Here is a 21,776-nt window from a genome sequence, read left to right on the forward strand (position 1 = left end):
TAACGCATCTTCTTTTATGATACCTAAAAAAACTTACACACTTAACTTGACAAACCCTTCTATTCTAAAGAAAAAATTCGTATATTCATCAATGTTGTTCCTTTTCTCATTTAGTTATTTTACAACATGTATCATCATGGCGTTACCCGATATGATGAGCTGTTCTTTCATGCCATACATTCAGTTTGAATTGGTCCGTATAGTAAGACTGCCTCATGAGGAAGTGAATTTCTCACAAGGCAGTCCTTTCGTTAAATTACATACGATAATATTCTTTATACCACTTGGCAAACTTCCCCAAGCCTTCTTCAATAGTAGTTTTTGGCTTAAAGTCAAAATCCCGTTCCAGCTCTGTCGTATCGGCGTAGGTCTGGTACACGTCGCCAGGCTGCATGGGCAGGTATTCTTTTTTTGCCGTCTGGCCCAAGGACGCTTCCAGGACTTCAATGAAATGCATGAGCTTTTCCGGCCGGTTGTTGCCGATATTGTAGACTTTGTACTTATCGCCCAGTTCGTTTTCTTTTGGCGGGTTACACAGCATGCGGACGATGCCGGTGACGATGTCGTCGACGTAGGTAAAGTCGCGGTACATGTCGCCATGGTTGTAAATCTGGATGGTTTCGCCAAGGCGGATCTTGTTGGCGAATTTAAAATATGCCATGTCCGGCCGGCCTAAGGGACCATAGACGGTAAAGAAGCGCAGGCCTGTGGCCGGTATGCCGTAGAGATGGCTATACGTATAGGCCATGAGTTCGTCCGACTTTTTCGTCGCCGCGTAAAGGCTGATGGGATGGTCGACGTTATCCGTCGTCGAGAAAGGCGTCTTTTTCTGATTACCGTACACGGACGAGCTCGATGCAAACAACAGGTGTTCCGGCTGAAAATGGCGGCATGCTTCCAGAATATTAAAGAAACCAATGATATTAGAATCAATGTATGAACGGGGATTATCGATACTATAGCGGACACCGGCCTGAGCAGCCAGGTTGACGACGATGTCCGGGTGGTGTTCGTCAAAGGTTTGCTGCACCGTATCGGCATCAGCCAGGTCGCCTTGGATGAAGGTAAAGCCCGGCATATCATTGAGGAGTTGCAACCGCGTTTCTTTGAGAGCCACAGCGTAATAATCATTGACGTTATCCAGACCGATGACGGTCATGCCCTGCTCCAAAAGCCGTTTGGAAAGGTGGAAGCCGATGAAGCCGGCGGCGCCGGTAATGAGGACTTTCTTTTGTTTATCTAACGGTTTAATATCTGCCATGTCCTTCCTCCTTAATCGCGGTCAAAGAGATCGCGCGTATAGACTTTATCCTTCACATCTGTAAGTTCATCAGCCCAGCGGTTGGTGATGATGACATCGCTCATTTTTTTGAATTCACCTAAGTCGCGAATGACCTTGGAATGGAAGAAATCGTCCGCATCAAGAGCCGGTTCATATACTACAACGACAATGCCCTTGGCTTTGATACGCTTCATGACGCCCTGAATGGCGGACGCCCGGAAATTATCGGAATTTTGCTTCATCGTCAAACGATACACACCGACAATTTTGGGGTTTCGGCTGATGATTTCGTCGGCAATATGGTCCTTACGGGTGCGGTTCGCCTGAACGATGGCGGAAATCAGATTTTGCGGTACGTCGTGATAGTTGGCCAACAGCTGCTTCGTATCCTTCGGCAGGCAATAACCGCCATAGCCGAAGGACGGGTTATTATAGAAATCACCAATACGCGGATCGAGACAGACGCCTTTGATGATTTCCCGCGTCTTGAGACCCCGGATTTCGGCATACAAATCGAGCTCGTTAAAATAGGCCACGCGCAAGGCTAAATAGGTATTGGCAAAGAGCTTGATGGCTTCGGCTTCCGTCGAGCCCGTAAAGAGCATAGGGATATCTGTAGTTTCTGCGCCAGCAGCCAGGAGATGGGCAAAGATCTTAGCCCGTTCCGACCGTTCACCGACGACGATACGCGACGGATGCAAATTATCATACAACGCCTTGCCTTCGCGAAGAAATTCCGGCGAGAACATGATATTTTCCGTGCCGTAACGTTCCTTGATTTCTTCCGTATAGCCTACGGGTACGGTCGATTTGATGACCATGACCGCATCAGGATTGATAGCTAACACTTCTTCAATGACCGCTTCTACTGAGGAGGTATCGAAGAAATTCTTGTTGGGATCATAATTCGTCGGCGTAGAAATGATGACAAACGACGCGTCCGTAAAAGCTTCTTTTGCATCTAACGTCGCCTTGAAATGAATATCTGTACGCGCTAAAAAGCGGGAAATGTCTGCGTCGATAATAGGCGAAATGCCCTGATTGAGCTTGCTTACTTTTTCCGCATCAATGTCCAGCGCGACGACGTCGTTGTGCTGGGCCAATAATAAACCGTTGGACAAGCCTACATAGCCTGTCCCGGCAATGGCGATTTTCATTTTCGTTCCTCCAATTATTAACATATACAGACATTATACCACATTTGTGTATCAGTATATCAAAAAGTCTATGAGTCTCTTTGTAACCGGAAGCAGTTACTATTTCCAGATACCTTGTCCGCAGTTATTTACCAAACAAAAAAATCCAAGATGCATGCTTTCACAAAACATACATCTCGGATTTTTTAAATTTCTATAATTTGTAACGCAATCGCAACCAAGCATACCAGAACATGCCCCATACATACTCCATGAAGCTATCTTTTTTACGGTATTTCGCCCATTGCTTGAAGTCGTGGTAGTTTTCCGGTTTCTTAATGGGCAGGGTATTGGTTATCGTTTCCCATGGCGACATGGCGTTGTATGTTCTCCATTGCGGGTCAAAGGGCAGGAGTACCATTTGCCAGGGCTTGCGCCGGCCTGTCCAATGGATAATGACGCCTTTCCCCTGGTCATCCTGGCCACCGCCAAATTCATTGTATTCCGATGGCAGGAAAAGATTTGTCCCGTCAAAAGTCAGGTTCAGCACATCCTGGCTTTGGCCCAGGAAGCGTTCGCGCGGCTCTTTTTGGAAGGAAAAGGCTTTTTCCGTAATACCCTGTTTTTCCCATTCAGGAATATTGACAACCATAATTCCATCGTTAAAATATTTTCCGTTCTTCAGCTTCAGGTATTCGCCCCGATAGGCGGCATCCTTAGGCCGTTCGGAAACGGCTCCCATAGCATAGCCGGTCATGTCCAGGGAAAATAGCGGTGCCAGCGAAGCGATAACCATGGTGTCGGCATCTAAATAGACGTAACGGTCCGTCATGTCCTTTAAAACTTTCGGCATATAGATGCGGCCGTAGGTGATGCGGGAGAAGCGGGCTACCTTGACGTGGAAATCCTCGAAGGGTGCCATATTGAGTTCGTATAGAATGCAGCGGCAATGCCATTGTGCGGCCAGTTGACGAACCTTATCCCGATTTTCCTGGCTATAGCCGTCGGTAAACAAATGAAAGACCAAAGGTTGATCCTGATTATTTTCTAAAACGGAAACGATGGAGGCGCCCATAATGGTAAAAAAAGGATCGTTTACGTTGTAGGTAATATGCCAAGGAGTACTTTCTAAATCCTGCAAAAAATTAAAGTCCTCTTTCTTGACAATAAAGTTTTCTAAGGCAAAGAAACCTGACTCAAATGTTTTCATGATTAATTAAACACGCTTTCTATGGCTTCTTGGACCATGGGTATAGTAAGGACATCGACGCAGTCTGTTTTAGTGCAACGTTTAGGACCGGCACAGACATATTTTCCCGAGCAGGGCGCATGACCACTGACGCAGAGGGAGCGAGGTCCCGGTGCCTGATAAAGGGTCGGCGAATTATGGGTAAAGAGCGTAATGACAGGACAACCGGCCACACCGCCTACGTGTGCTGTGCCTGTATCCAAGCTGAGCAAGAGATCCATGTGGGACAAAAGTCCGGCCAACTGCTGGAAGGACGATTTGCCAATGAGATCGACGACCTGGTCAGGCCGCGCTATGCCCTTCAGGATTTCTTTCGCCCGGGCCTCATGACTGGGAATACCTGTCAGATATAGGCGTGCGCCATACGTGTCGATAAGCCAGTTACAAATATGGCTGAACTTTTCTTCCGGCCAATCCTTCGTAGGACTACTGGACTGAATGCACAAGGCAACGTGCTTTGGGGCCGGATACCGGGCCAATACGTCCGCGCACCAAGCCTCTACCTCCTGCGTAAAGGGCTTAAACCGGGGTGATACATATTGGCTGTCCGTATCGTGAAAATAGAGGCGCAGCATTTGCTGAAAATTTGCCGACAGGCTATGTGCCTCAAATTCCCAGCCTGTTGGCAAGGGCAAATCCTGTGTATATAGCATTTTTTCCCAGCCCAGTTTCCAGCCCAGGCCCTGTTCCATACTGAGGCGCACAGGCATACGGGCAAGCCACTTCATGAGTGTTACCCGTTCCCGAGGGTCCAGGGAGATGCCCAAGTCAAACTTCTCGCGTCCCAAATTTCGGGCAATACGAAATACATCGCGCGTGCCGCCACCGCTCTTATAGGTATAGGGAATCACCCGGTCCACCCCGTCGAGCATCTCTGCCACAAAGGCCAAATCAGCCGTCGCTAAATATACGATTTCCGCATCAGGACAGTGTTTGCGCAAAACGGGCAATACAGACGCCGTCATGAGCATGTCCCCCATATGCATGATGCCATCGAGAAAGATTTTATGGTACGTCATTTTGATTGTACTTCCTTATCGTAATAGAGTTCCTGGATGTGGCGCCAGAATCGCTTGCCTTGAAGTAAAAGTTTTTCGCTTAGAGATAATTGGTTGTAAAAATCATCTATCCGTTTTTGCTTCATCTTTTTTAGATATTTCAAATCCTTGCGGTCCCGTGAAGCTATTGTATCAATAAGAGAATTTTGTGCATATAAAGCATTCAGTTGCACTAATTTTTCTTCCATACAATAAATTTCCAAGAGATTAAACTTCAAATATTGGGCCCATGCATCTATTTCTATCCTAGGCGGCGTCTGAAACCGCAGGATATTTTCAGCAGCTTTACGATTAATGACATAACCATGTCCGTCCGTACCTGCCAGCGCACGCAAAATAAATGGCTTACCTTCCTTATATACGATAGGCTTAGTATGTGCTACCGCTTTATATAAGAGAAGCACCAGTGGTTCCGTATGCCTGTCCAGAAACTTCTGCAAGTCTGCCAACTCTTGAAAAAAGACGGTATTTAGCTGAACATCATCTTCGAATACGAAGATATAAGGCTTCTGACTCTCAAGTAAATTTTTGTAAACACCTAAATGAGATAACGCACAGCCTACTTCTCCCAACCTCATCACACCCAGATCCACAGCTAAGGATTCCAATTCTTTAGGTGTCAACTCATTCCCCATAATGGCATCAAAAAATTGTGGTTCTACTCCATGACTTTGGAAGTTGGTTAAAATAGACGCTCTTCTATCCTCTGCATTTTTTGCACTGATTACATAATGGTAAAAATTACTCATCAGTCTTTCCCCCATTAGACTGTTTCAATTTATTATGCGTACAACTAGCTAAGGTAATGCCCCAAAAAGTAAAATACAAATGGAGTTCATATTTTGCATAAAACGTATTATCCACCATACCATGAACAAGCAGAAGCCCTATACAGTACCAAAGCATCCCATAGGGAATCAGATTTTTCGGATATTTTTTGATCAAATAGAGCAACAATAGCAGATTGCTGCCTAAAAATACCAGATATCCGGCGCCGCCCAAGGTTCCTGTGCCGGAAAAGAAGTTGGCCACATTATTATGCGGCAAGGTCAAGGTTGGTTCATGCGCGCCCGGTAAAATGTAATGGGCCTGATATTCCTTGTTCCAGCGATCAAAGCCTACGCCGTATACCTTATGATCTTGCCACATATGGTAGGCAGAGTGAAGCAACAATACCCGTTCATTATCATAGGAACGGGTTTGATACGTATTGGTAAAGGCGTAAAAGCCACTCCCCGATACGGCTAAGATCAGGCAAAAAACAATTGTCCGCAGAGGCATTTTCCAGGATTTCTTATGCGTCAACCCTGCATATATAGCAACAGTTAAAAGGCCTACGCCAAAACCTGCCGTACCGCCACGCGATTGAGCCATCAATAGGGTTCCCGTCATAAAGACAGCCGTACAACCAAAAAGCAAGGTATAGAGTATCCTTTTCTTTCCTTCTCCGCTATGCCAATGGTGAAATGTCGCTAAGTATAAGAAAGGCAATAATACTTCAAGCGTCATGGACATATGATTATACGATGCAAAAGGTCCCCGCAAGCGTTCACATATGTGTCCGGCCATGATGGCCTGCAACGGATAATAAGCCAAAACCCAGCTGCCACCCAAAAGGCCCCATTGGAAGGATGACCAGTCATGGTTGGCCTTTTGAAAGCCAAAATACGTTACCCATACAGGAAGTGAATATGCGATAAAGTTCCTGGCAGTCCGCATAGACCCTGCATCTCCTGTCAGAAAAGATGCCAAGGACACCATTGCCAAGAAAAAAATGTAAGGGCCAAAAAAGCTTAACGGTGGCAATGCAAACTTCTCTTTTTTTCTTAAAAACCAGATAAGCAGAACCACGATCAAGCCTGCACTAATGCTGAATCCGGCATTCCACTTTGTACTACAGACAAAAAGTACAAATAAATTTAAGGCCACACTAAGCAGATTTTCCCTGTTGATGCATATCTTCATGTTACACTCCCTATGACAATATTCTTTCCCACAGCTTCGCCACTTTCATCCGAAATTCCTGGCGCCCAATAGATTTCCCTTTCATATCGGCACTCGGTTGCGGCATCTCCACATCGGCAAAGGCCGTTTCTTTCAAGACGTCGTAATAGCGCTCGTTAAAAGCCCCGTCCCGTTCAAATTCCCAGGGCTTATAGCGTCCGGCCCAATGAAAGACGGCCGGATGTTTGGCTGCTTCTATGGCCTTATGGCGCCAGCTACTATGAGTGAGCACCTTCAGGGGCAGCGTAAAGATGGGCGGAATGACGTTCCAGCGCAGGGGCAAGGCCTGCCAATTGTCTTTAAAGACCAGGTTCAGTCCGTCCTGATCGTGGTGGCGGAACGCACCTTGTGCTACTTTTTCCAATACCTGCTGACCGTAGTGATGGCTTCGCCAGGCTGCAAGGTCCAATACCATGACGCCGGAATTAAAGTACAAATCTCCTGCAGGAATGCCCAAGGTCGCCTCTTTTTGCTTTACCATGCGTTTGGAGCAGAGAATGCCCAGGTCGGGTACGGCCGCCATAGGTTTTCCTTCCAGAGGCGTATGCCAAAGGGTTTCTATATCATCCAACACCAGCAAATCCGTATCCAGATACATCACTTTCGTAACGTTTTCCGGCAGGAGCTGGTCCAGCATGAGACGCAAATAGGCCGCCCGGTTGATGTGGCCGCTTGTATGCGCCTGGATGGCAATGTCACCGGTAGCAATAAAGGAAATCTTTCCCTGGAGACGGGTAACAGTAGCCGTAATGGCAGCTTCTTTTTCTTTTGATATGTTGTCGCTCAAGAAATATACGTGTACGGGGCAGCCCCTCTGGTGCTGCAGCAAAATCGACGCACAGGCTACGGCACCATGCTGGGCATAACGGTCATCGGCAGCTACGGCTACGGCTATTTCATCCATGTGGATCTCCTCATTTCCAGTTCTAGAACACAGGCAGGGATACGTACTCCCCTGCCTTATTTTTGTTTCATCCGTTGCTGTTCATGCAACTTCAGGTATTTCATGGTTTCATAAAAAAAGTGATGGCAGCACATAAAGACGCCCATCCAGCCATCAAGGAAGCCCAAGCGGCCGAAAAACATCTTGAAAAAGCCACCCAGGCTATGGAGAAAGACGCCGCTCAAGGAAATGCGCCGTCCCCGTTCATAGGCTTCTTCTGCCCAAATGGACGTATACTGCATGACCTTTCCTTCCCACTGGGCCCACGAGCGATACGTGTAATGTTCCAAATACCCCGGTAGTTGTACTAAGGGCAGGTCGCATTCCGGGTGTTCATGTACGGGATTGACCCAGGTCACGGCCGTGCGCGGAAAGAGACGGGCTACGTGGTCCGGCTTCAGGACGCCGTGATTGAATTTCGTGCCAAAGGCGACGGATTTGCGGGTTACGCTGTATTGCTTGGCTTCGTTTGCAGCGACGACCTGCTCTACGGCCTGCGCCAGTTCCGGCGTAATGCGTTCATCGGCATCGACGTAGAAAACCCAGTCAGCCTCGGTCTGCGTCAGGGCAAAGTTACGCTGGGCGGCGAAGTCATTGGTCCAGGCCCGGAATACGACGCGGGCACCATGCGCTTTGGCCAATTCGACCGTACCATCCGTACTGCCCGAATCGACGATGAGGACTTCCGTGGCACAGGCTTTGGCCGCTTCGATGGCATCGACAATATTGACTTCTTCGTTTTTCGTTAAGATGATCACGGCTAATGAGTTCATGGCGTCTCCTTATTCCTGCGTTTTAGGCGCTTCAATGGGATCGTAATCAGCTGGCTTTTCCGTAATGGCCGCTTCGTCGATGGCCGACGGCGTAGGGCGGAAATCGTCGCGGAAGAGCTCTTTTACGTGTGCAATGTAATCAGGGATGATGTCATCCATGAGGAGATAGCGCTTGCGGAAAAGATTGCGCTTGCGCGAAGGGATATCGTCGTATTTGCGGCGTTTTTCCGTAATCGGCATTTGCCAGTAAAACTCTTCCGACGGCGTCGCTTCGGCTCCTTCTTCTTTCCAGAATACATCGAGGCTGGTTTTCTTGCTGCGGTTGCCGCGCAGAATATGGCTGTTCGTATAAAAGCCGGCATCGGTGATGGCATAGAGGTCTTTAATGCCCAAGGTCTGCGTAAAAATACGCAGCAAATAGAGGATGAAATTCTTCGGCCGGTAGCCAAAGAGCTTCTTCGTAATTTCCTTCGTCAGTTCCAAGCCTGCCTTCGAACCCTGGAGGGTACCGATATAAAGGGCCGGTTCACCGGCTTTATTGTAATCAAAGCGGAAGTTGAAATGATAGAGCATATCTTCACGGCTATAGAGATAGAGGGACAAGAAGCCTTCCTTACGCTGGCCCGTATCAAAAATAAGCCGTACCTTCAAGGGATTCGCTGCATCCTGGGACTGCCACAGGGTATAGCCTTTGCCCCAATAGATTTCTTTGATGACGTCATCGGAAAAGAACTGGCGCAAAATAGTAAAGTGATGCTTCACTGCGTCCAGGCGCTGGCGCATGGTCGAGTTTTTAAACAAGAAGACGCGCGTAATGACTTCCTGGAAATCCGGATCATGGGTTTCCAAAAAGCCTTTCATAGGCGGATATTGATCAAAGAAGGTATATAATTCTTCAAAAAGAGCGCGGTTGGAAATGGCTCTGACGAAGAAGACGACGGCCCGCTTATTTTCCTTAAAGTTCCGCGGTCCATAAATGCCACGGGAGACGTTCCAAAAATGAGATATGCTGTGCATCGATCCGTTCCTTTCTACTTGCTATTACGATGTGGCAGGCAGGGTTTTCCTGCCTGCCGGCATGGGTGCTGGTGTTACGTATTAGAGTATATCATTTTTTCATAGGACTGACTACTTTCCGTGCTTACCAGACCGCTAATACTCTGTAAATTCTTCTTATTCTCTGCCCTTGCGGCTGACGAGAAGCTTCTTTTTACCGAAGTGATAGTGAAACAGGGAGGCCAGGAAATAGGAGCTCGTATAGGTCTGGTATTCCAGCTTCTTGAAAAAGCCCAGCTTTTGTCCCTGCAAAAACTGCATGAGGTCCCAGCCGTAGGAAGACCGCGTTTCTTCGTAGAGGTCACGTTCCCGATGCTTTACGGCATAGCGCAGGAGATCCAGGACGGAACGAATGTAATTACGGTAGGCTGCCTGCTGCAGGTCTGTGCCGGCTTTTGCACTTTCCTTCATGCGCCAATAGATGCGTTCATTGACCCGGAAGTTGCCGTCCCACGTAGCAAACGTATCCACCCAGGACAAGCCATCGGCATGCTGTAAATAATGGTAAAACGGATTGTCCATAAAGGCTACCTTACGGGCATTGAAAAAGGCCATCGTGACGAAGAGTTTATCTTCCAGGAAGGAAATGGTGTCGTCAAAATGCGTATCGCCAATGACGTCGCGCGTAAAAACCTTGTTGAGGATACTGTTGATAGAGCAGCCCTGCTTCGTAAGGCAGGTCAAGGGCTGGTCTGAAACAGTGATGGCTTTTTCCGTATAGGGTGTAGGTACATAGATTGTTTCCCTGTCCATGCGGCAATTGACGATATCTGCGTTCTGCCGTTTCATGACAGCCAGCATGGCTTCATACATGCGCGAGTCGATGCAGTCATCGGCGTCGACAAAGGCAATATATTTGCCCTTTGCCTCACGCAGGCCAAGATTACGGGCTGCACTGACACCGCCATGTTCTTTCGTAAAGACACGGACACGTGCATCTTTAGCCGCTACAGCCTGACAAATTTCCAGGCTTTGATCCTGAGAGCCATCGTTGACGAGAAGCACTTCAAGATTCGTATAGGTCTGCCCCAGGATAGCTTGCAGGGTCTGGGGCAACGAGGCCGCATCCTGATAGACAGGCACAATAACACTTAATAAATCATTCAATCGGATCAGCCTCCTTTTCCGAAAAGGCTATCGTTCCCAGACAGAGGCCCCACAAGAGCCAATAAAGCTGCAACATAGTGCGGCCAAAGAAGGTATCGTCCAGGAACCCAAAAATATATACTGAAAGGAGTGCCAAACTCAGGCTGGCCAGCCAGGGAAAGGCACGTTGTTTGCGCCGGTACACGTTCCGCAGGCAGGAGATGATTTCCTTGCCCTGCCAAAGGATGAGAGAGAGAAAGCCGGCGAACCCGATGAGACCGGTTTCAGCCATAATCTGCAGATACACGTTGCCTGGCGAAGGCCTACGCACGGTACTACTGGGATTGTGCGCAGCATAGGCAGTCTCGTATACGTTACTCCAGTTCCCCATCCCGATGCCAACGAGAGGATGCTCCCGGACTATGTCAAGACTCGTTTCTGCAAGATAGATACGGTTGGCCCGGCCAAGCTCACGGCGCACGCTCTGAGACATATAGGCCGGGGAAATGCTGGCCACGCCCAGGCAGGCAATGACGACGGCGGCCCCCATAAGCCTGAGGGATACCAGGTCCCGGCAGTGATAGACGAGCCCGGCCAGAATAGCACAGCCAATGGCAAAGGTAAGATAGCCATTGCGGGAGCCCGTGCAGATAAGCATGATCATCGCCAGAATGCAGAGAACCAGGGAAATGATACTGCGCGAACGCAGATGATAGCGGTACTTCACAGCGCCAAAGAACACGATAGGCACCAAAAGGGTCAAGAGACCTGCCAGCGTATGCGGGCTGTCAAAAGGGCCGAATAGGCGCCGGTCATGCCAGCCCGGATGGACGAGCACGACCAGGCAGAGCCAAATAAGGGCTGCCATGACACCGTACCAAATAGCATGATAGGTCTTCGTGCCAGGCCGCATCATAACGACAGCCAGCAAAAACGGCGCCAGGCAGGAAATATAGGTAAGAAGCAAAGTCACGCTCCCGCCGTTGAAGGGCACCGTAATACCAGCTGCCACCAAGGCAATCGCGATGACCAGCAAACTTTGTTTGAAATGACGGCTTCTGATGACCGGCCCAAGAAAGGGCTCATGGTACTGACGGCAGAGCACTACATACAAAATAGCGGCAAGGGCCATGACCATGCCTGACGACACGCCACAGCCGGTTACCAGCAAAAATAAGGGCAACTGGCGAATCCAGTCCCGCTTACGGGTCAATATTTCTTTCATTTTTTCCGCTCCCCATACAAGGTCGCGACAGGCTTACTAGTTGAGCAGGTCTGGCACGGACTGCAATAATTCCGGATGCTGCAAAATATAGGCAGACAAACTCTTTTCGGCTTCACATTCGACAGCAAAAGGCGTCGTCCCGCGGATGACATCGTCCCCTCTGACAGCGCTGAGCTTCTGGTAATACTGTTCATCACAGCCGCCAACGAATTCATTCGTTGCCCAGTGATAGGGTGTCACACACTGCGTCACCGGTTCCGTCAGAGACGAAAAGAGGGAATAATACGTAAAGCCCTTGGGCGCAATGAGTTCCATGATAGTCGGCAGGATATTCATATGACCACCAATGACGTTATTTGCCAAGGAGTCCTTGTCGAGGTTCGGATGCTGGAACATGAGGACCGGCGAATGGAGTTCCCGGAAGGTATATTCCCGCTTCATGAAGGACGTATGCTGTAATTCCGAGCAATGGCAGCCATGGTCACCGGTGACGATGAAGAGACTATCCGGATAGAGCCGTTTCATCTGGTCGATAAAATCGTTAATCGCCTTGTCTGAATACCAGAAAGCGCCAAGAATCTTAGGAATGATTTTTTCCTTCAGCACGTCATCCTTTACGTTCAGTATTTTTTCAGCCTCAAAGCCCAGCTTCTTCATGGGCATCTTGTAGGGGCCGTGGTTGGACGTCGTGTAGAGATAGTGGAACTGCAACGGGGCCTGGTCTGCCTGAATCATCTCCCCTGCTTTGCCGAGGAAGATGTGATCATAGACACCGACCCACGAGCGCGGCGCATCGGGATCGCAAATATCCGTGGCCGAATAGGCATGGTCAAAGCCGCAGGCCGGCGCAAAATGATTAAAGTTGCCATGGGCCATACTGCCGCCGTACCAGTAATTCGTCTGATAGCCTAATTTACGCAGTTGTACGGGCATAGACGTCGGCAAGGTACCCTGCCAGAATTGTTCCCGTTCATTGAGTTCCAGGCCCGCATCGAAAATCCCCAGCATGAGGCTGACGATAGAAGGCCGGGAAATGATTCCTGCCGAAAGGGCCGTGCGGATCCACGCCGTATGGGGATCGTCCATGAACGCCTTGCCCCGGTCGGCAACGTGCAAATCCGCAAAGGCCGGATCGAAATACTGCTGGGAGTAGCTTTCACCGACAATGAGGAAAATGTGAGACGGCAATTTCATTTTCGGGCCCTTGGCGACGTGCGTAAAGGCCTTGAGGGCGTCGTCATAAGACGCTACGCTGCCGCCCGTTGCTTCGATAAGGGGCTTAGCCAGTTCCAGATTTTCTTTGTCGCTCCGCTGCATCGTTACGCCCAGGCGCTGCCGCTTGAGAAGCTTTAAGGCGATGAGATCGTCCACCGTCGCCTTGGACAGGAAGGGGTCATCTTTGACGATGTCGGGAATCGTATCCCATTCGGGCTTATCGTCGTGCATGAACGTGCCTCCGTAGCGGAAGAAATAGAAGAACGCAATGAGAGCCAGGACGATGACCGTGTTGAACACATAGGCCCAAGCACCGGCAAAGTGCGGATAGGCCAGCACCGGCGTGTGCAAAATGCCGAAGATGCCGAAATAGACCAGGATGGCATAAGGAATGATGCAGGCCAGGCGGCGGGCACCGTGATACTGGTTGAAGAAGACGTCGACGAGGTTGTTCTTCTCTGCCTTCTCCCCTAAGAAAACGATATTATTGAAAATATCGTGGAATTGCGCATAAAAAATCTGCTTGCCAATGAAGGCCAAGTAAATAGCCATGGCATAGATCATGCCCAGGACCAGGCGGATCGTATCGCCGTGGGCGGCCCAGGGAGCAAAAAATAAACCCGGCAGTGTCACGACTACCAGGGACAAGACGAACACGTAGGCGTTGATGTCCATGCCCCACCAAAAGCCGAAGCGGAAGCACTGAAATAAGGCCTTCCCCTTCCCTTTAAGGGATCCGTCGGGCTTTTGCGTAGCAATGAAGATAGCCCGGAAGATAGCACATAGGATAGGAAAACAAATGAATAATTTGAGATCCTGCTGAGCTCCTAAAAAGAATTGTTCAAACATGCCTTTACCTCTCTTTTATCCATCCTGCCTGGAGCGCTGCAAGCCGCTCCGGCAGGATATGAACTTGCTCCCACAGGGCCGTCAAAAACGCCGACGTACGGAAGTCTTTTTTTGTATTACACATCATATTATTTTACCATACTCACACCGTCAAGTACATATTTTATGCCTATGTACGGCCTGCCGTGATGATCAGACCCGCTTCAAAACGAGGGCGCCGGCAATACCGGAGAGGACGGAGGCGCTGACGATGGCGAGCTTGGCCGTATCGAGGCTGCCTGCGTCGGGAAAGGCCAGGGCGGCGATAAAAAGAGACATAGTGAAGCCGATGCCGCCGAGCATGCCGGCACCGAGGAAGTGGCCCAGTTTGACACCGTGCGGCAAGGTGGCGATGCGGCTTTTGATGAGGATCCAGGTCATGCCAAAGATGCCAATGGGCTTGCCGAGGAAGAGGCCAGCCAGGATGCCCAGGCTGATGGGCGAAGCAAAGGTGGCCATACTGCTGCTGATGAGGGAAATGCCGGCATTAGAAAGGGCAAAGATAGGCATGACGCCGTAAGCCGACCAGGGCGTGAGCCGGTGCTCCACTTTGCTGAGGAGACTCTTGGCATGGGTTGCTTCTGTGCCGACCGGAATGGAAAGGCCCAGGATGACGCCGGCAATGGTCGGATGGATGCCGCCGCGCAGGAAAAGATACCAAAGGATAAGTCCTCCTGCGAGATACAAGGGAAAGAAGGAAATCTGTTTCTTGCAGGCCAGGAATAAAAGGGCCATGACGACCAGGCTGGCCAGAAGCAGAGATAGCTGCAGCTCTGACGAGTAAAAAATGGCAATGACCAGAATGCCGCCTAAGTCATCGACGATGGCCAGGGCCGTGAGGAAGACGACGACAGCCCGCGGTGCCTTCGGCGCAGCAAAGGCCAGGATGCCCAAGGAAAAGGCAATATCCGTCGCCATCGGCACGCCCCAGCCGCTGATGGACGGCAGACCCATATTGAAGGCGGCAAAAAAGAGGGCTGGCACAGCCATACCACCGGCAGCGGCGGCAATGGGCAGAATCGTCGCCGACGGCGATTTCAGTTCGCCAAAGAGGAATTCCCGTTTGATTTCCAGGCCGATGACAAAGAAGAAAATCGCCATGAGGCCGTCGTTGATCCAATGCAGTAACGACATAGACAAAGGCCCTAAGGCAAGTTCCGTGTGTAACAAATGCTCGTAGACAGGGCCCAAGCCCGTATTGGCAATCACCATGGCTACGACAGCACAGACGAGGAGTGTCATGCCACTAGAGGCTTCCTGCTGAAAGAAATTCGTTACCGCTCGTTTCACTTTTCTTTGTACTTTTTTTCTCATATGCCCTTCCTTTCGGTATTAAAAATTGCGTCGCCGTGTTACAATAAATGCATAGTGCCAAGAGGCACGCATAAGGAGGTACCACCATGGATTTCACACTTACATTACAGTCTTCTGCCGAAACGACAGAAAAAGTCACCGATGCCAATACGGCTATTCAGTTTGCCAGCGGCACAGCACCGGTATACGCGACGCCGGCCTTAGTCGGCCTGATGGAACACGCAGCGGTCCTCGCTTGCGATTCCCAGCTGCCTGAAGGCTACGGCACGGTTGGCATTTCCATGAACGTCAAACACGTTTCGGCTACGCCTGTAGGCATGACCGTCCGTGCCAAAGCCGTTCTTACGGAACAGGACCGCCGCAAGCTGACCTTTTCCATCCAGGCTTGGGACGAAGCCGGCCTCGTCGGCGAAGCCACACACGAACGCTTCATCATCGAATCGAAGCCCTTCGTGGAAAAAGCACAGAGCAAGCTGGCCAAATAAGGCATCTGATAAAAAAACTGTATCCTGCGGAGTCGTTTAGGGCTTCGTGGGGATACAGTTTTTTTGTGTCCTTCGTTTTTACTGGATAACGACGAGGGTATCGCCGGTTTTTACGTTATCGCCTACCTGAACGCGCAGGTCATAGACCTTGCCATCGCCAGGAGCCATAATGTCGTTCTGCATCTTCATGGCTTCGAGAACGACGAGTACATCGCCCCGTTTGACGTCGGCATCATTCTGCGTCTTCACGGCAGAAATCTTGCCCGGCATCGGTGCCTTGACGACCGTTGCGCCTGCGGGAACGGGGCCGCGCGGTGCTACTGCTTCTGCTGCCGGAGCCGGAGCTGCTTTAGCTGCCGGGGCTGCCGGAGCGGGTGCTGCCGGGGCCGCCGGAGCCGCTTTGACTACGGGAGCAGCCTGTACAGGAGCTGCTGCCGGGGCGCTGGCTACGCCCGTTTCTTCTACTTCTACTTCATACGCCTGTCCGTTTACGGTTACTTTAAATTTTCTCATTATCTATTCCTCCTGGAGCCTAGTTTCGATCTATTTTATCGCATGCCGGCTAAACGGCCTGCCATAACCCAATTGTGACTGCGGCTGTGGTGCTGCTGGGGCCGGATGCTGCGAATGGCTGCGGGATCATAGCCGCAGGCAGCGACGGCTGCCATGATGACGGCGACGATTTCCGGCGAAAGTTCTCCGTCCATAGCCGCTGCTTCTGCTGCCGGTGTTTCTTCGGCTGCCGGCGTGGCCACAGGCGTTTCCCCGGCTACGCCTTCGGCTGCGGCTTTTGCCACTTCCGGGGCGGCCGCTTCTGCCGGGGCTTCCTCAGCCGGGGCAGCTGTTTTTTCCTCAGCTGCTGCGACAGGCGTTTCCCCTTTTTGTGCCTGCAGTTCTTCTATAAGACGCGTCAATTCTTCATTTTTTTGCTGCAGTTCATGTACCCGTCCGTTGACGGCCTGAAGACGGTTGGACAAGGTATACCAAACCAGAACGACCAAGAGCGCCAGGGCAACGAGGGCAATGATGACGAGATTCGTTTCTTCCATAATCTGCCCCCTCCTTACAACGGAATATTGCCGTGCTTCTTATGCGGCCGTTCTTCCCGTTTGCTATAGAGCATAGCCAGGGCGTTAATGACCTGCGGCCGTGTATTTTTCGGTTCGATGATGCAGTCTACATAGCCGTGTTCCGCAGCCTTGTAGGGTGTCAGGAATTCGTGCTTGTATTCTTCCTTCTTCTGTTCTTTTTCCGGATCGTTCTTGAAGATAATATCGGCTGCGCCATCAGGACCCATAACGGCGATTTCCGCTGTAGGCCAGGCGTATACCATATCGGCACCGAGCTGGCGGCAGCACATGCCGATGTAGGCACCGCCGTAGGCTTTACGGACGACGACGGTAACCTTGGGCACGGTAGCTTCGCAATAGGCATAGAGCAGCTTTGCACCGTGGCGGATAATGCCTTCGTGTTCCTGGTTCGTGCCCGGCAAGAAGCCCGGTACGTCGACAAAGGTGACGACAGGGATATTGAAGGCATCGCAGAAACGGACAAAGCGGGCTGCTTTGTCAGACGCATTGATATCGAGGCAGCCAGCCAGGAATTTCGGCTGGTTGGCAATGATCCCTACAGTCTGGCCGTCGAAACGGGCAAAGCAGGTGATCATGTTGAGGGCATAGTTTTCGAGAACCTGATAGATATTGCCGTCATCGACGCAGGCCCGCAGGACGTCGAGCATATCGTATGCAGCCGTATCGCTGTCAGGTACGATGGAGTCGAGGCTTTCGTCTGTCCGGTCAGGACGGTCTGCCGATTCTACGACCGGCGCTTCTTCCATGTTGTTGCTCGGCAGGAAGTCGAGGAGTGCTTTGATCTTGTTGATGCAATCCGTTTCGTCTTCGCAGGCGAAATGAGCTACACCGGAAACGCTGCTGTGCGTCTGGGCACCGCCCAATTCTTCTGCCGTCACTTCTTCCATGGTAACGGATTTAATGACCTTCGGGCCTGTAATGAACATATTGCTCGTGTTCTTGACCATAAAGATAAAATCCGTCAGGGCCGGGCTGTATACGGCACCGCCGGCACAAGGCCCCATGATAACGGAAATCTGAGGAATGACGCCGGAAGCCATGGTGTTGTTCATGAAAATACGGCCAAAGCCGGACAAGGCGTCGACACCTTCCTGAATACGGGCACCGCCGGAATCGTTGATGCCGATAATGGGCGCACCCATCTTGAGGGCCATTTCCTGGACTTGGCAGATCTTGTGGGCGTGCATTTCGCCAAGAGAACCGCCTTCGACAGTGAAATCTTCGGCATAGGCGAAAACGAGACGGCCATGGACATTGCCATAGCCCGTTACGACGCCGTCACCGGGGATTTCTTTCTTTTCCATACCGAAATTGGTGCAGCGATGCTTGATGAACTGGCTGATTTCCGTGAAGCTGCCTGCATCAAAGAGCAGGTTGAGCCGTTCCCGGGCCGTCATCTTTCCTTTTTCGTGCTGCTTGTCAATCTTCTTTTGACCGCCGCCCATTTCTATTTTTTCGAGCTTTGCTTTAAACTGCTCGATCTTTTCTTGCACTGTTGCCATAAGGCACCTCCCATACATTTATTACATAGATTTTTATTATATCATATTTCCTGCTGTCTTTCGACATAACTCTGTTTTATTATAATACATTTTTCACATAGAGAAAAGGATACAGACCTGATGCATAAGAAAAAGGCTATTTATTTGCCAGCGTTTCTTTTTCTCGTATGTGTATTTACCTAAAAGTTTTAAGAAATACTACGCCTGCAAGAAAGACAAAAAGAGCATATACAAGATGTACATACTCTTTTTGCTATATTTATCTTTCTTTGATGGCCTTGACGATCCGTTCCATCCCCTTTTGGATAATGGAACGCGGCATAGCGAGGTTGAGGCGTACGTAGCCCTTGGCGTTGCCGACGAAGAGGGCGTCGCCGCCTTCGAGGAGGACACCGGCCTTATTGGCCATGAAATCAGGAATATCCGGCACATCAGCTAGGTACGGATTGAGATTGACCCAGGCCAGATACGTAGCTTCGGGAATCACATAGGTTACCTTTTCCAAATCCCTGTCGAGAATATCCTTGACGAGCTGGAAATTGCCGTCCAAATAGGTCTTCAGCTGATCCAGCCATTCTGCGCCGTAGCGGTACGCCGCCGTATGCGCTGCAATGGACAAGGGATTGATATTCATAGCATAAGAGTTCGTATAGGCAATGTACTTCTGACGCAGCTCCGCATTGCGGATGATCATTTCAGCAAACATGAGGCCGGCCATATTGAAGCACTTCGAGGCCGACGTGCAAACGATGAGCTTTTCATACTCCGGCATGATCTTGGCCATAGGGATATGGTGTACGCCCTGGCGCAAAATATCGCAGTGAATTTCATCGCTAATGATCCAGAGATTGTATTTTTCTACGATGGCTGCGACGTGACGCAATTCGTCTTCTGTCCAGACGCGGCCCGTCGGGTTGTGCGGATTGCACCAAATGAGAACCTTGGCAAAGGGATTGGCGCAGGCCTTTTCCAAATCGCCAAAATCGATATGCCAGTTGCCCAGGCCGTCGCTGATGAGGGGCGTATGGATGGCCCGTTTATGCCGTTCGTCAATGGCATGCTGGAAATAGCCGTACGCCGGCGTATGAATAATGGCGTAGTCGTTGTCGCCCAGAAGCATATCCGACAGCGTGTACAAGCCGGGAATAATCCCTAAGGAGAAGCAAATTTCTTCCTTTGGGTAGGTCCAGCCGTACATCTTCTGGTTCCAATCGTTGTACGCGTCATAAAACTCCGGTTCAAAAACCTGGCTGTAGCCCAGGATACGCTGGTCGGCCCGGTCCTTAATGGCCTGGATAATAGCCGGGCACATGGCAAACTCCATGTCGGCTACCCACATGCGGACGAACTCGTCGTCCTTGAAGGGAAATTTCTTTTTGCCTTCAAAATCATGAAAAATATAGCCACGGAAACCGTCTGTATTGAGGGCATTCGTGTGATAGCGGTTTACAATTTCATCAAAGTTATATGGCATGCGTGTCGCACTCCTCTCGTAGGGCCGCGTAAAGCCAGCCCATGGTTATAACTCATTATAACATATATGCATGAGACAAGACAGAAAAAAGCAGATACAAAGAAGGACTTTCTTCGTATCTGCTTTCGCTTTAGTTCCCCATATTAGCCTGGACGGGTACGTCTCTGGCAACAGACGTATCGACCGGTGCTTGAGGCTGTTTGTGCAGCTTGAGGATGTGCGTATCCTTGAACTTGTCGACGAGGAGCTGGGCTTTCACATCAGCCCGCAGCGGCGGCAAGAGGGCGTAGAGGTTCTTGCCCGGGCAGTCCGTATCGTTCAGGTCGCGGTGACCGACGATAGTCGTCGCACTTGGTTCGATGTGGTAAATCCGGCACAGTGCCGTGACGAGTTCCGTCAGTGATTCCAGCTGCGCTTTCGTCGGGATTTCCTTATCGAAGTTTCCCGTTACATTGATACCGACGGTATGGTAATTTTCCCCATAGGCGTGGGCTCCGACTGTAGCCAAGGGACGGCCCCGTTCGATGAGACCGTTCTTGCGGATGACGTAGTGATAGCCAATACCGGCCCAGCCGTTGGCCAAATGCGCCCGGTGAATGACCGCAGCGGACGTATCGCCATCAGGCACGCCGACGTGGTGGATGACGATCGTATCGGTCTTAGGCCGTACCAGCAAGGGTTCGCTAAACTGGAAATTCGTTTCTTCAATAGGCAGTCCTTCTGCAGGTGCTGCATCCTTGGCCGGATCGTAAACGGGCAGGCTTGGTTCCGCTGCCTTCTTATCAGCCCCTTTAGCCTTGGGATTCGTCGTGCCGGCCTGCGCAGCAGGATTGCTCTGCTCCCCTTTTTGACTGGCCGTACTCGTCTGCAAAGGCTGCATGGCCTTTACGGGCACTGCCACGCGGATGGTCTTTGCGTCCTTTGCCAGGCCTCCTTGAGGCAGGCAGGCCAAGAGGGCGCAGACACAGACTCCTAACAGGATACCGATTTTTTTCTTCATCTTAAATCGCTTCTTTCTCTCTTTGGATAGATGCCGCCGCGGCCGCTGATGACGGCGCACAGTCTGTCGTACACGTCCTGCGGGCGGGGATGGCTGTACCGGCCCAAGTCGATGTTGGGCTTCGTACGGTGGCCGTGGTAATCGCTGCCTAAGGTCGCTATGAGGCCGTATTGTGCAGCTATGCCGGCGTAAAAGGCAGCCGTTTCGCCATCATGATAGCTGCAGTACGCTTCAATGCCGTCAATGCCCGTAGCAATGATTGCCTCTGTCCGCTCCCGGTCTTGCCCCATATTGGCACCGGGATGGGCCAGGACAGCTGCGCCGCCGTGTTCCTGAATGAGCGCTACAGCTTCTTCAAAGGTGATTACTTCCATGGGAACGTTGCAAGGCTTGCCTTGGCCACAAAAGTCCCAGCCAAAATTGACGTACGGCGTATCACTGCGGGCCCCGCCGGGCCGGTACGGCGCCAGGAGCTCATTTTCATCGTTGCGCGGATCCGCCAAGGCCGCCCGGGCAATGAGAACGGAACCGATGGAACCGTTGACAGAAAGAGCCCAGACCTTGTCTGAATCGACAGCAATGCCAATACGCCGTACGGCTTCGATCATGGCTTCGCTATGGCTTTTCCGCTGGTCCTGCATGGCCTTTTCCAGTTTCACAAAGGCCGGGTCGTCGTAATGGATGCCATAGCCCAAAAGGTGAAACAGCTTGCCTGCATGGGTACAGGAGATCTCAATTGCCGGGAAATACGAAAGGCCCAGGCGCGCTGCTGCTCTTCCGGCCTCTGCGTTGCCTGCGACGGCATCGTGATCCGACAAGGCCATAGCCTGCACGCCTGCAGCAGCGCACTGCTCTACGATTTCCGTCGGTGTATATTGTCCGTCCATACTGTAAGACGAATGCATATGCAAATCGAGCCACGTTGCCAATGGCGTCACACTCCTTCAAAAAAAAATTAAAACTACCGGCACGCCGGTTCTATCTGTACAGCCGGT

The 21,776-nt window shown here is 50.8% G+C and carries 20 protein-coding genes; 1 reads left to right on the plus strand and 19 read right to left on the minus strand.

Translation table 11 applies throughout. The features are described 5' to 3' along the window. Positions 1-256: 256 nt before the first annotated feature. The 13 genes from PGX44_RS09055 to nhaA all read right to left on the minus strand — a co-directional run bounded on the left by PGX44_RS09055 (position 257) and on the right by nhaA (position 15,229). Complete coding sequence (locus tag PGX44_RS09055; RefSeq protein ID WP_498855128.1) at positions 257-1,261, minus strand: NAD-dependent epimerase; 1,005 nt, start codon at positions 1,259-1,261, stop codon at positions 257-259. Between the two features lie 11 nt (positions 1,262-1,272). Beyond that, positions 1,273-2,439: a nucleotide sugar dehydrogenase gene (locus PGX44_RS09060; RefSeq protein ID WP_498855129.1), complete on the minus strand. Its 1,167-nt coding sequence runs from the start codon at positions 2,437-2,439 to the stop codon at positions 1,273-1,275. Between the two features lie 193 nt (positions 2,440-2,632). Continuing rightward, complete coding sequence (locus PGX44_RS09065) at positions 2,633-3,628, minus strand: glycosyltransferase family 8 protein (protein WP_498855130.1); 996 nt, start codon at positions 3,626-3,628, stop codon at positions 2,633-2,635. Between the two features lie 2 nt (positions 3,629-3,630). Next, positions 3,631-4,686: a glycosyltransferase family 9 protein gene (locus tag PGX44_RS09070; RefSeq protein WP_498855131.1), complete on the minus strand. Its 1,056-nt coding sequence runs from the start codon at positions 4,684-4,686 to the stop codon at positions 3,631-3,633. Further along, the gene (locus tag PGX44_RS09075) at positions 4,683-5,474 is read right to left on the minus strand and encodes a glycosyltransferase family 25 protein (RefSeq protein WP_498855132.1); all 792 of its coding nucleotides are present in this window, start codon (positions 5,472-5,474) and stop codon (positions 4,683-4,685) included. The genes PGX44_RS09070 and PGX44_RS09075 overlap by 4 nt, the downstream gene beginning before the upstream one ends. Further along, on the minus strand, positions 5,467-6,690 hold the full coding sequence (locus tag PGX44_RS09080; RefSeq protein WP_498855133.1) for an O-antigen ligase family protein: 1,224 nt from the start codon (positions 6,688-6,690) through the stop codon (positions 5,467-5,469). The genes PGX44_RS09075 and PGX44_RS09080 overlap by 8 nt, the downstream gene beginning before the upstream one ends. A gap of 10 nt (positions 6,691-6,700) precedes the next feature. Beyond that, positions 6,701-7,633, minus strand: a complete 933-nt coding sequence (locus tag PGX44_RS09085; protein ID WP_498855134.1) for a glycosyltransferase family 8 protein — start codon at positions 7,631-7,633, stop codon at positions 6,701-6,703. 56 nt (positions 7,634-7,689) lie between these two features. Beyond that, positions 7,690-8,445, minus strand: a complete 756-nt coding sequence (locus PGX44_RS09090) for a glycosyltransferase family 2 protein (protein WP_498855135.1) — start codon at positions 8,443-8,445, stop codon at positions 7,690-7,692. Between the two features lie 9 nt (positions 8,446-8,454). Then, positions 8,455-9,462, minus strand: coding sequence for a VirK/YbjX family protein (locus PGX44_RS09095; protein WP_498855136.1), 1,008 nt, complete (start codon positions 9,460-9,462; stop codon positions 8,455-8,457). Positions 9,463-9,618: 156 nt separating this feature from the next. After that, the gene (locus PGX44_RS09100) at positions 9,619-10,608 is read right to left on the minus strand and encodes a glycosyltransferase family 2 protein (RefSeq protein WP_498855137.1); all 990 of its coding nucleotides are present in this window, start codon (positions 10,606-10,608) and stop codon (positions 9,619-9,621) included. Beyond that, the gene (locus PGX44_RS09105; RefSeq protein ID WP_498855138.1) at positions 10,601-11,812 is read right to left on the minus strand and encodes an O-antigen ligase family protein; all 1,212 of its coding nucleotides are present in this window, start codon (positions 11,810-11,812) and stop codon (positions 10,601-10,603) included. Before PGX44_RS09105 ends, PGX44_RS09100 begins: the two co-directional genes overlap by 8 nt. Before the next feature lie 36 nt (positions 11,813-11,848). Then, a complete protein-coding gene (locus PGX44_RS09110; protein WP_498855139.1) occupies positions 11,849-13,876 on the minus strand; it encodes an LTA synthase family protein in 2,028 nt (675 codons plus the stop codon). A gap of 192 nt (positions 13,877-14,068) precedes the next feature. Beyond that, positions 14,069-15,229: a Na+/H+ antiporter NhaA gene (nhaA, locus tag PGX44_RS09115; RefSeq protein ID WP_498855140.1), complete on the minus strand. Its 1,161-nt coding sequence runs from the start codon at positions 15,227-15,229 to the stop codon at positions 14,069-14,071. Between the two features lie 86 nt (positions 15,230-15,315). On the opposite strand from nhaA, the gene PGX44_RS09120 reads away from it, so the two are divergent. Then, entirely contained in the window at positions 15,316-15,714 is a 399-nt protein-coding gene (locus PGX44_RS09120) for a thioesterase family protein (RefSeq protein WP_288200969.1), read from the plus strand. Positions 15,715-15,792: 78 nt separating this feature from the next. Here the strand turns inward: PGX44_RS09120 and PGX44_RS09125 are convergent, their stop codons facing one another. From PGX44_RS09125 to PGX44_RS09150, 6 genes are all read right to left on the minus strand, one after another. After that, positions 15,793-16,227: a biotin/lipoyl-containing protein gene (locus PGX44_RS09125; protein WP_498855141.1), complete on the minus strand. Its 435-nt coding sequence runs from the start codon at positions 16,225-16,227 to the stop codon at positions 15,793-15,795. 35 nt (positions 16,228-16,262) lie between these two features. Next, positions 16,263-16,763, minus strand: coding sequence for a hypothetical protein (locus PGX44_RS09130; RefSeq protein ID WP_498855142.1), 501 nt, complete (start codon positions 16,761-16,763; stop codon positions 16,263-16,265). A 14-nt stretch (positions 16,764-16,777) separates the two neighbouring features. Then, positions 16,778-18,307: a methylmalonyl-CoA decarboxylase subunit alpha gene (gene mmdA, locus PGX44_RS09135; RefSeq protein WP_498855143.1), complete on the minus strand. Its 1,530-nt coding sequence runs from the start codon at positions 18,305-18,307 to the stop codon at positions 16,778-16,780. Between the two features lie 259 nt (positions 18,308-18,566). Continuing rightward, a complete protein-coding gene (locus tag PGX44_RS09140; protein WP_498855144.1) occupies positions 18,567-19,781 on the minus strand; it encodes a MalY/PatB family protein in 1,215 nt (404 codons plus the stop codon). 130 nt (positions 19,782-19,911) lie between these two features. Beyond that, positions 19,912-20,781 carry a peptidoglycan recognition protein family protein gene (locus tag PGX44_RS09145; RefSeq protein WP_498855145.1) on the minus strand — a complete coding sequence of 290 codons (870 nt, stop codon included), beginning with the start codon at positions 20,779-20,781 and terminating at the stop codon, positions 19,912-19,914. Further along, on the minus strand, positions 20,778-21,710 hold the full coding sequence (locus PGX44_RS09150) for a PHP domain-containing protein (RefSeq protein WP_498855146.1): 933 nt from the start codon (positions 21,708-21,710) through the stop codon (positions 20,778-20,780). The genes PGX44_RS09145 and PGX44_RS09150 overlap by 4 nt, the downstream gene beginning before the upstream one ends. Positions 21,711-21,776: the final 66 nt, after the last annotated feature.

The organism is Caecibacter sp. AF58-12pH5A, assembly GCF_027681725.1.
Taxonomy (GTDB): Bacteria; Bacillota; Negativicutes; order Veillonellales; family Megasphaeraceae; genus Megasphaera; species Megasphaera hominis.

Coding starts and splice junctions, on each gene's coding strand:
- PGX44_RS09055 (WP_498855128.1), bottom strand. CDS start 1,261: ATGGCAGATATTAAACCGTTAGATAAACAAAAGAAAGTCCTCATTACC.
- PGX44_RS09060 (WP_498855129.1), bottom strand. CDS start 2,439: ATGAAAATCGCCATTGCCGGGACAGGCTATGTAGGCTTGTCCAACGGT.
- PGX44_RS09065 (WP_498855130.1), bottom strand. CDS start 3,628: ATGAAAACATTTGAGTCAGGTTTCTTTGCCTTAGAAAACTTTATTGTC.
- PGX44_RS09070 (WP_498855131.1), bottom strand. CDS start 4,686: ATGACGTACCATAAAATCTTTCTCGATGGCATCATGCATATGGGGGAC.
- PGX44_RS09075 (WP_498855132.1), bottom strand. CDS start 5,474: ATGAGTAATTTTTACCATTATGTAATCAGTGCAAAAAATGCAGAGGAT.
- PGX44_RS09080 (WP_498855133.1), bottom strand. CDS start 6,690: ATGAAGATATGCATCAACAGGGAAAATCTGCTTAGTGTGGCCTTAAAT.
- PGX44_RS09085 (WP_498855134.1), bottom strand. CDS start 7,633: ATGGATGAAATAGCCGTAGCCGTAGCTGCCGATGACCGTTATGCCCAG.
- PGX44_RS09090 (WP_498855135.1), bottom strand. CDS start 8,445: ATGAACTCATTAGCCGTGATCATCTTAACGAAAAACGAAGAAGTCAAT.
- PGX44_RS09095 (WP_498855136.1), bottom strand. CDS start 9,462: ATGCACAGCATATCTCATTTTTGGAACGTCTCCCGTGGCATTTATGGA.
- PGX44_RS09105 (WP_498855138.1), bottom strand. CDS start 11,812: ATGAAAGAAATATTGACCCGTAAGCGGGACTGGATTCGCCAGTTGCCC.
- PGX44_RS09110 (WP_498855139.1), bottom strand. CDS start 13,876: ATGTTTGAACAATTCTTTTTAGGAGCTCAGCAGGATCTCAAATTATTC.
- nhaA (WP_498855140.1), bottom strand. CDS start 15,229: ATGAGAAAAAAAGTACAAAGAAAAGTGAAACGAGCGGTAACGAATTTC.
- PGX44_RS09120 (WP_288200969.1), top strand. CDS start 15,316: ATGGATTTCACACTTACATTACAGTCTTCTGCCGAAACGACAGAAAAA.
- PGX44_RS09125 (WP_498855141.1), bottom strand. CDS start 16,227: ATGAGAAAATTTAAAGTAACCGTAAACGGACAGGCGTATGAAGTAGAA.
- PGX44_RS09130 (WP_498855142.1), bottom strand. CDS start 16,763: ATGGAAGAAACGAATCTCGTCATCATTGCCCTCGTTGCCCTGGCGCTC.
- mmdA (WP_498855143.1), bottom strand. CDS start 18,307: ATGGCAACAGTGCAAGAAAAGATCGAGCAGTTTAAAGCAAAGCTCGAA.
- PGX44_RS09140 (WP_498855144.1), bottom strand. CDS start 19,781: ATGCCATATAACTTTGATGAAATTGTAAACCGCTATCACACGAATGCC.
- PGX44_RS09145 (WP_498855145.1), bottom strand. CDS start 20,781: ATGAAGAAAAAAATCGGTATCCTGTTAGGAGTCTGTGTCTGCGCCCTC.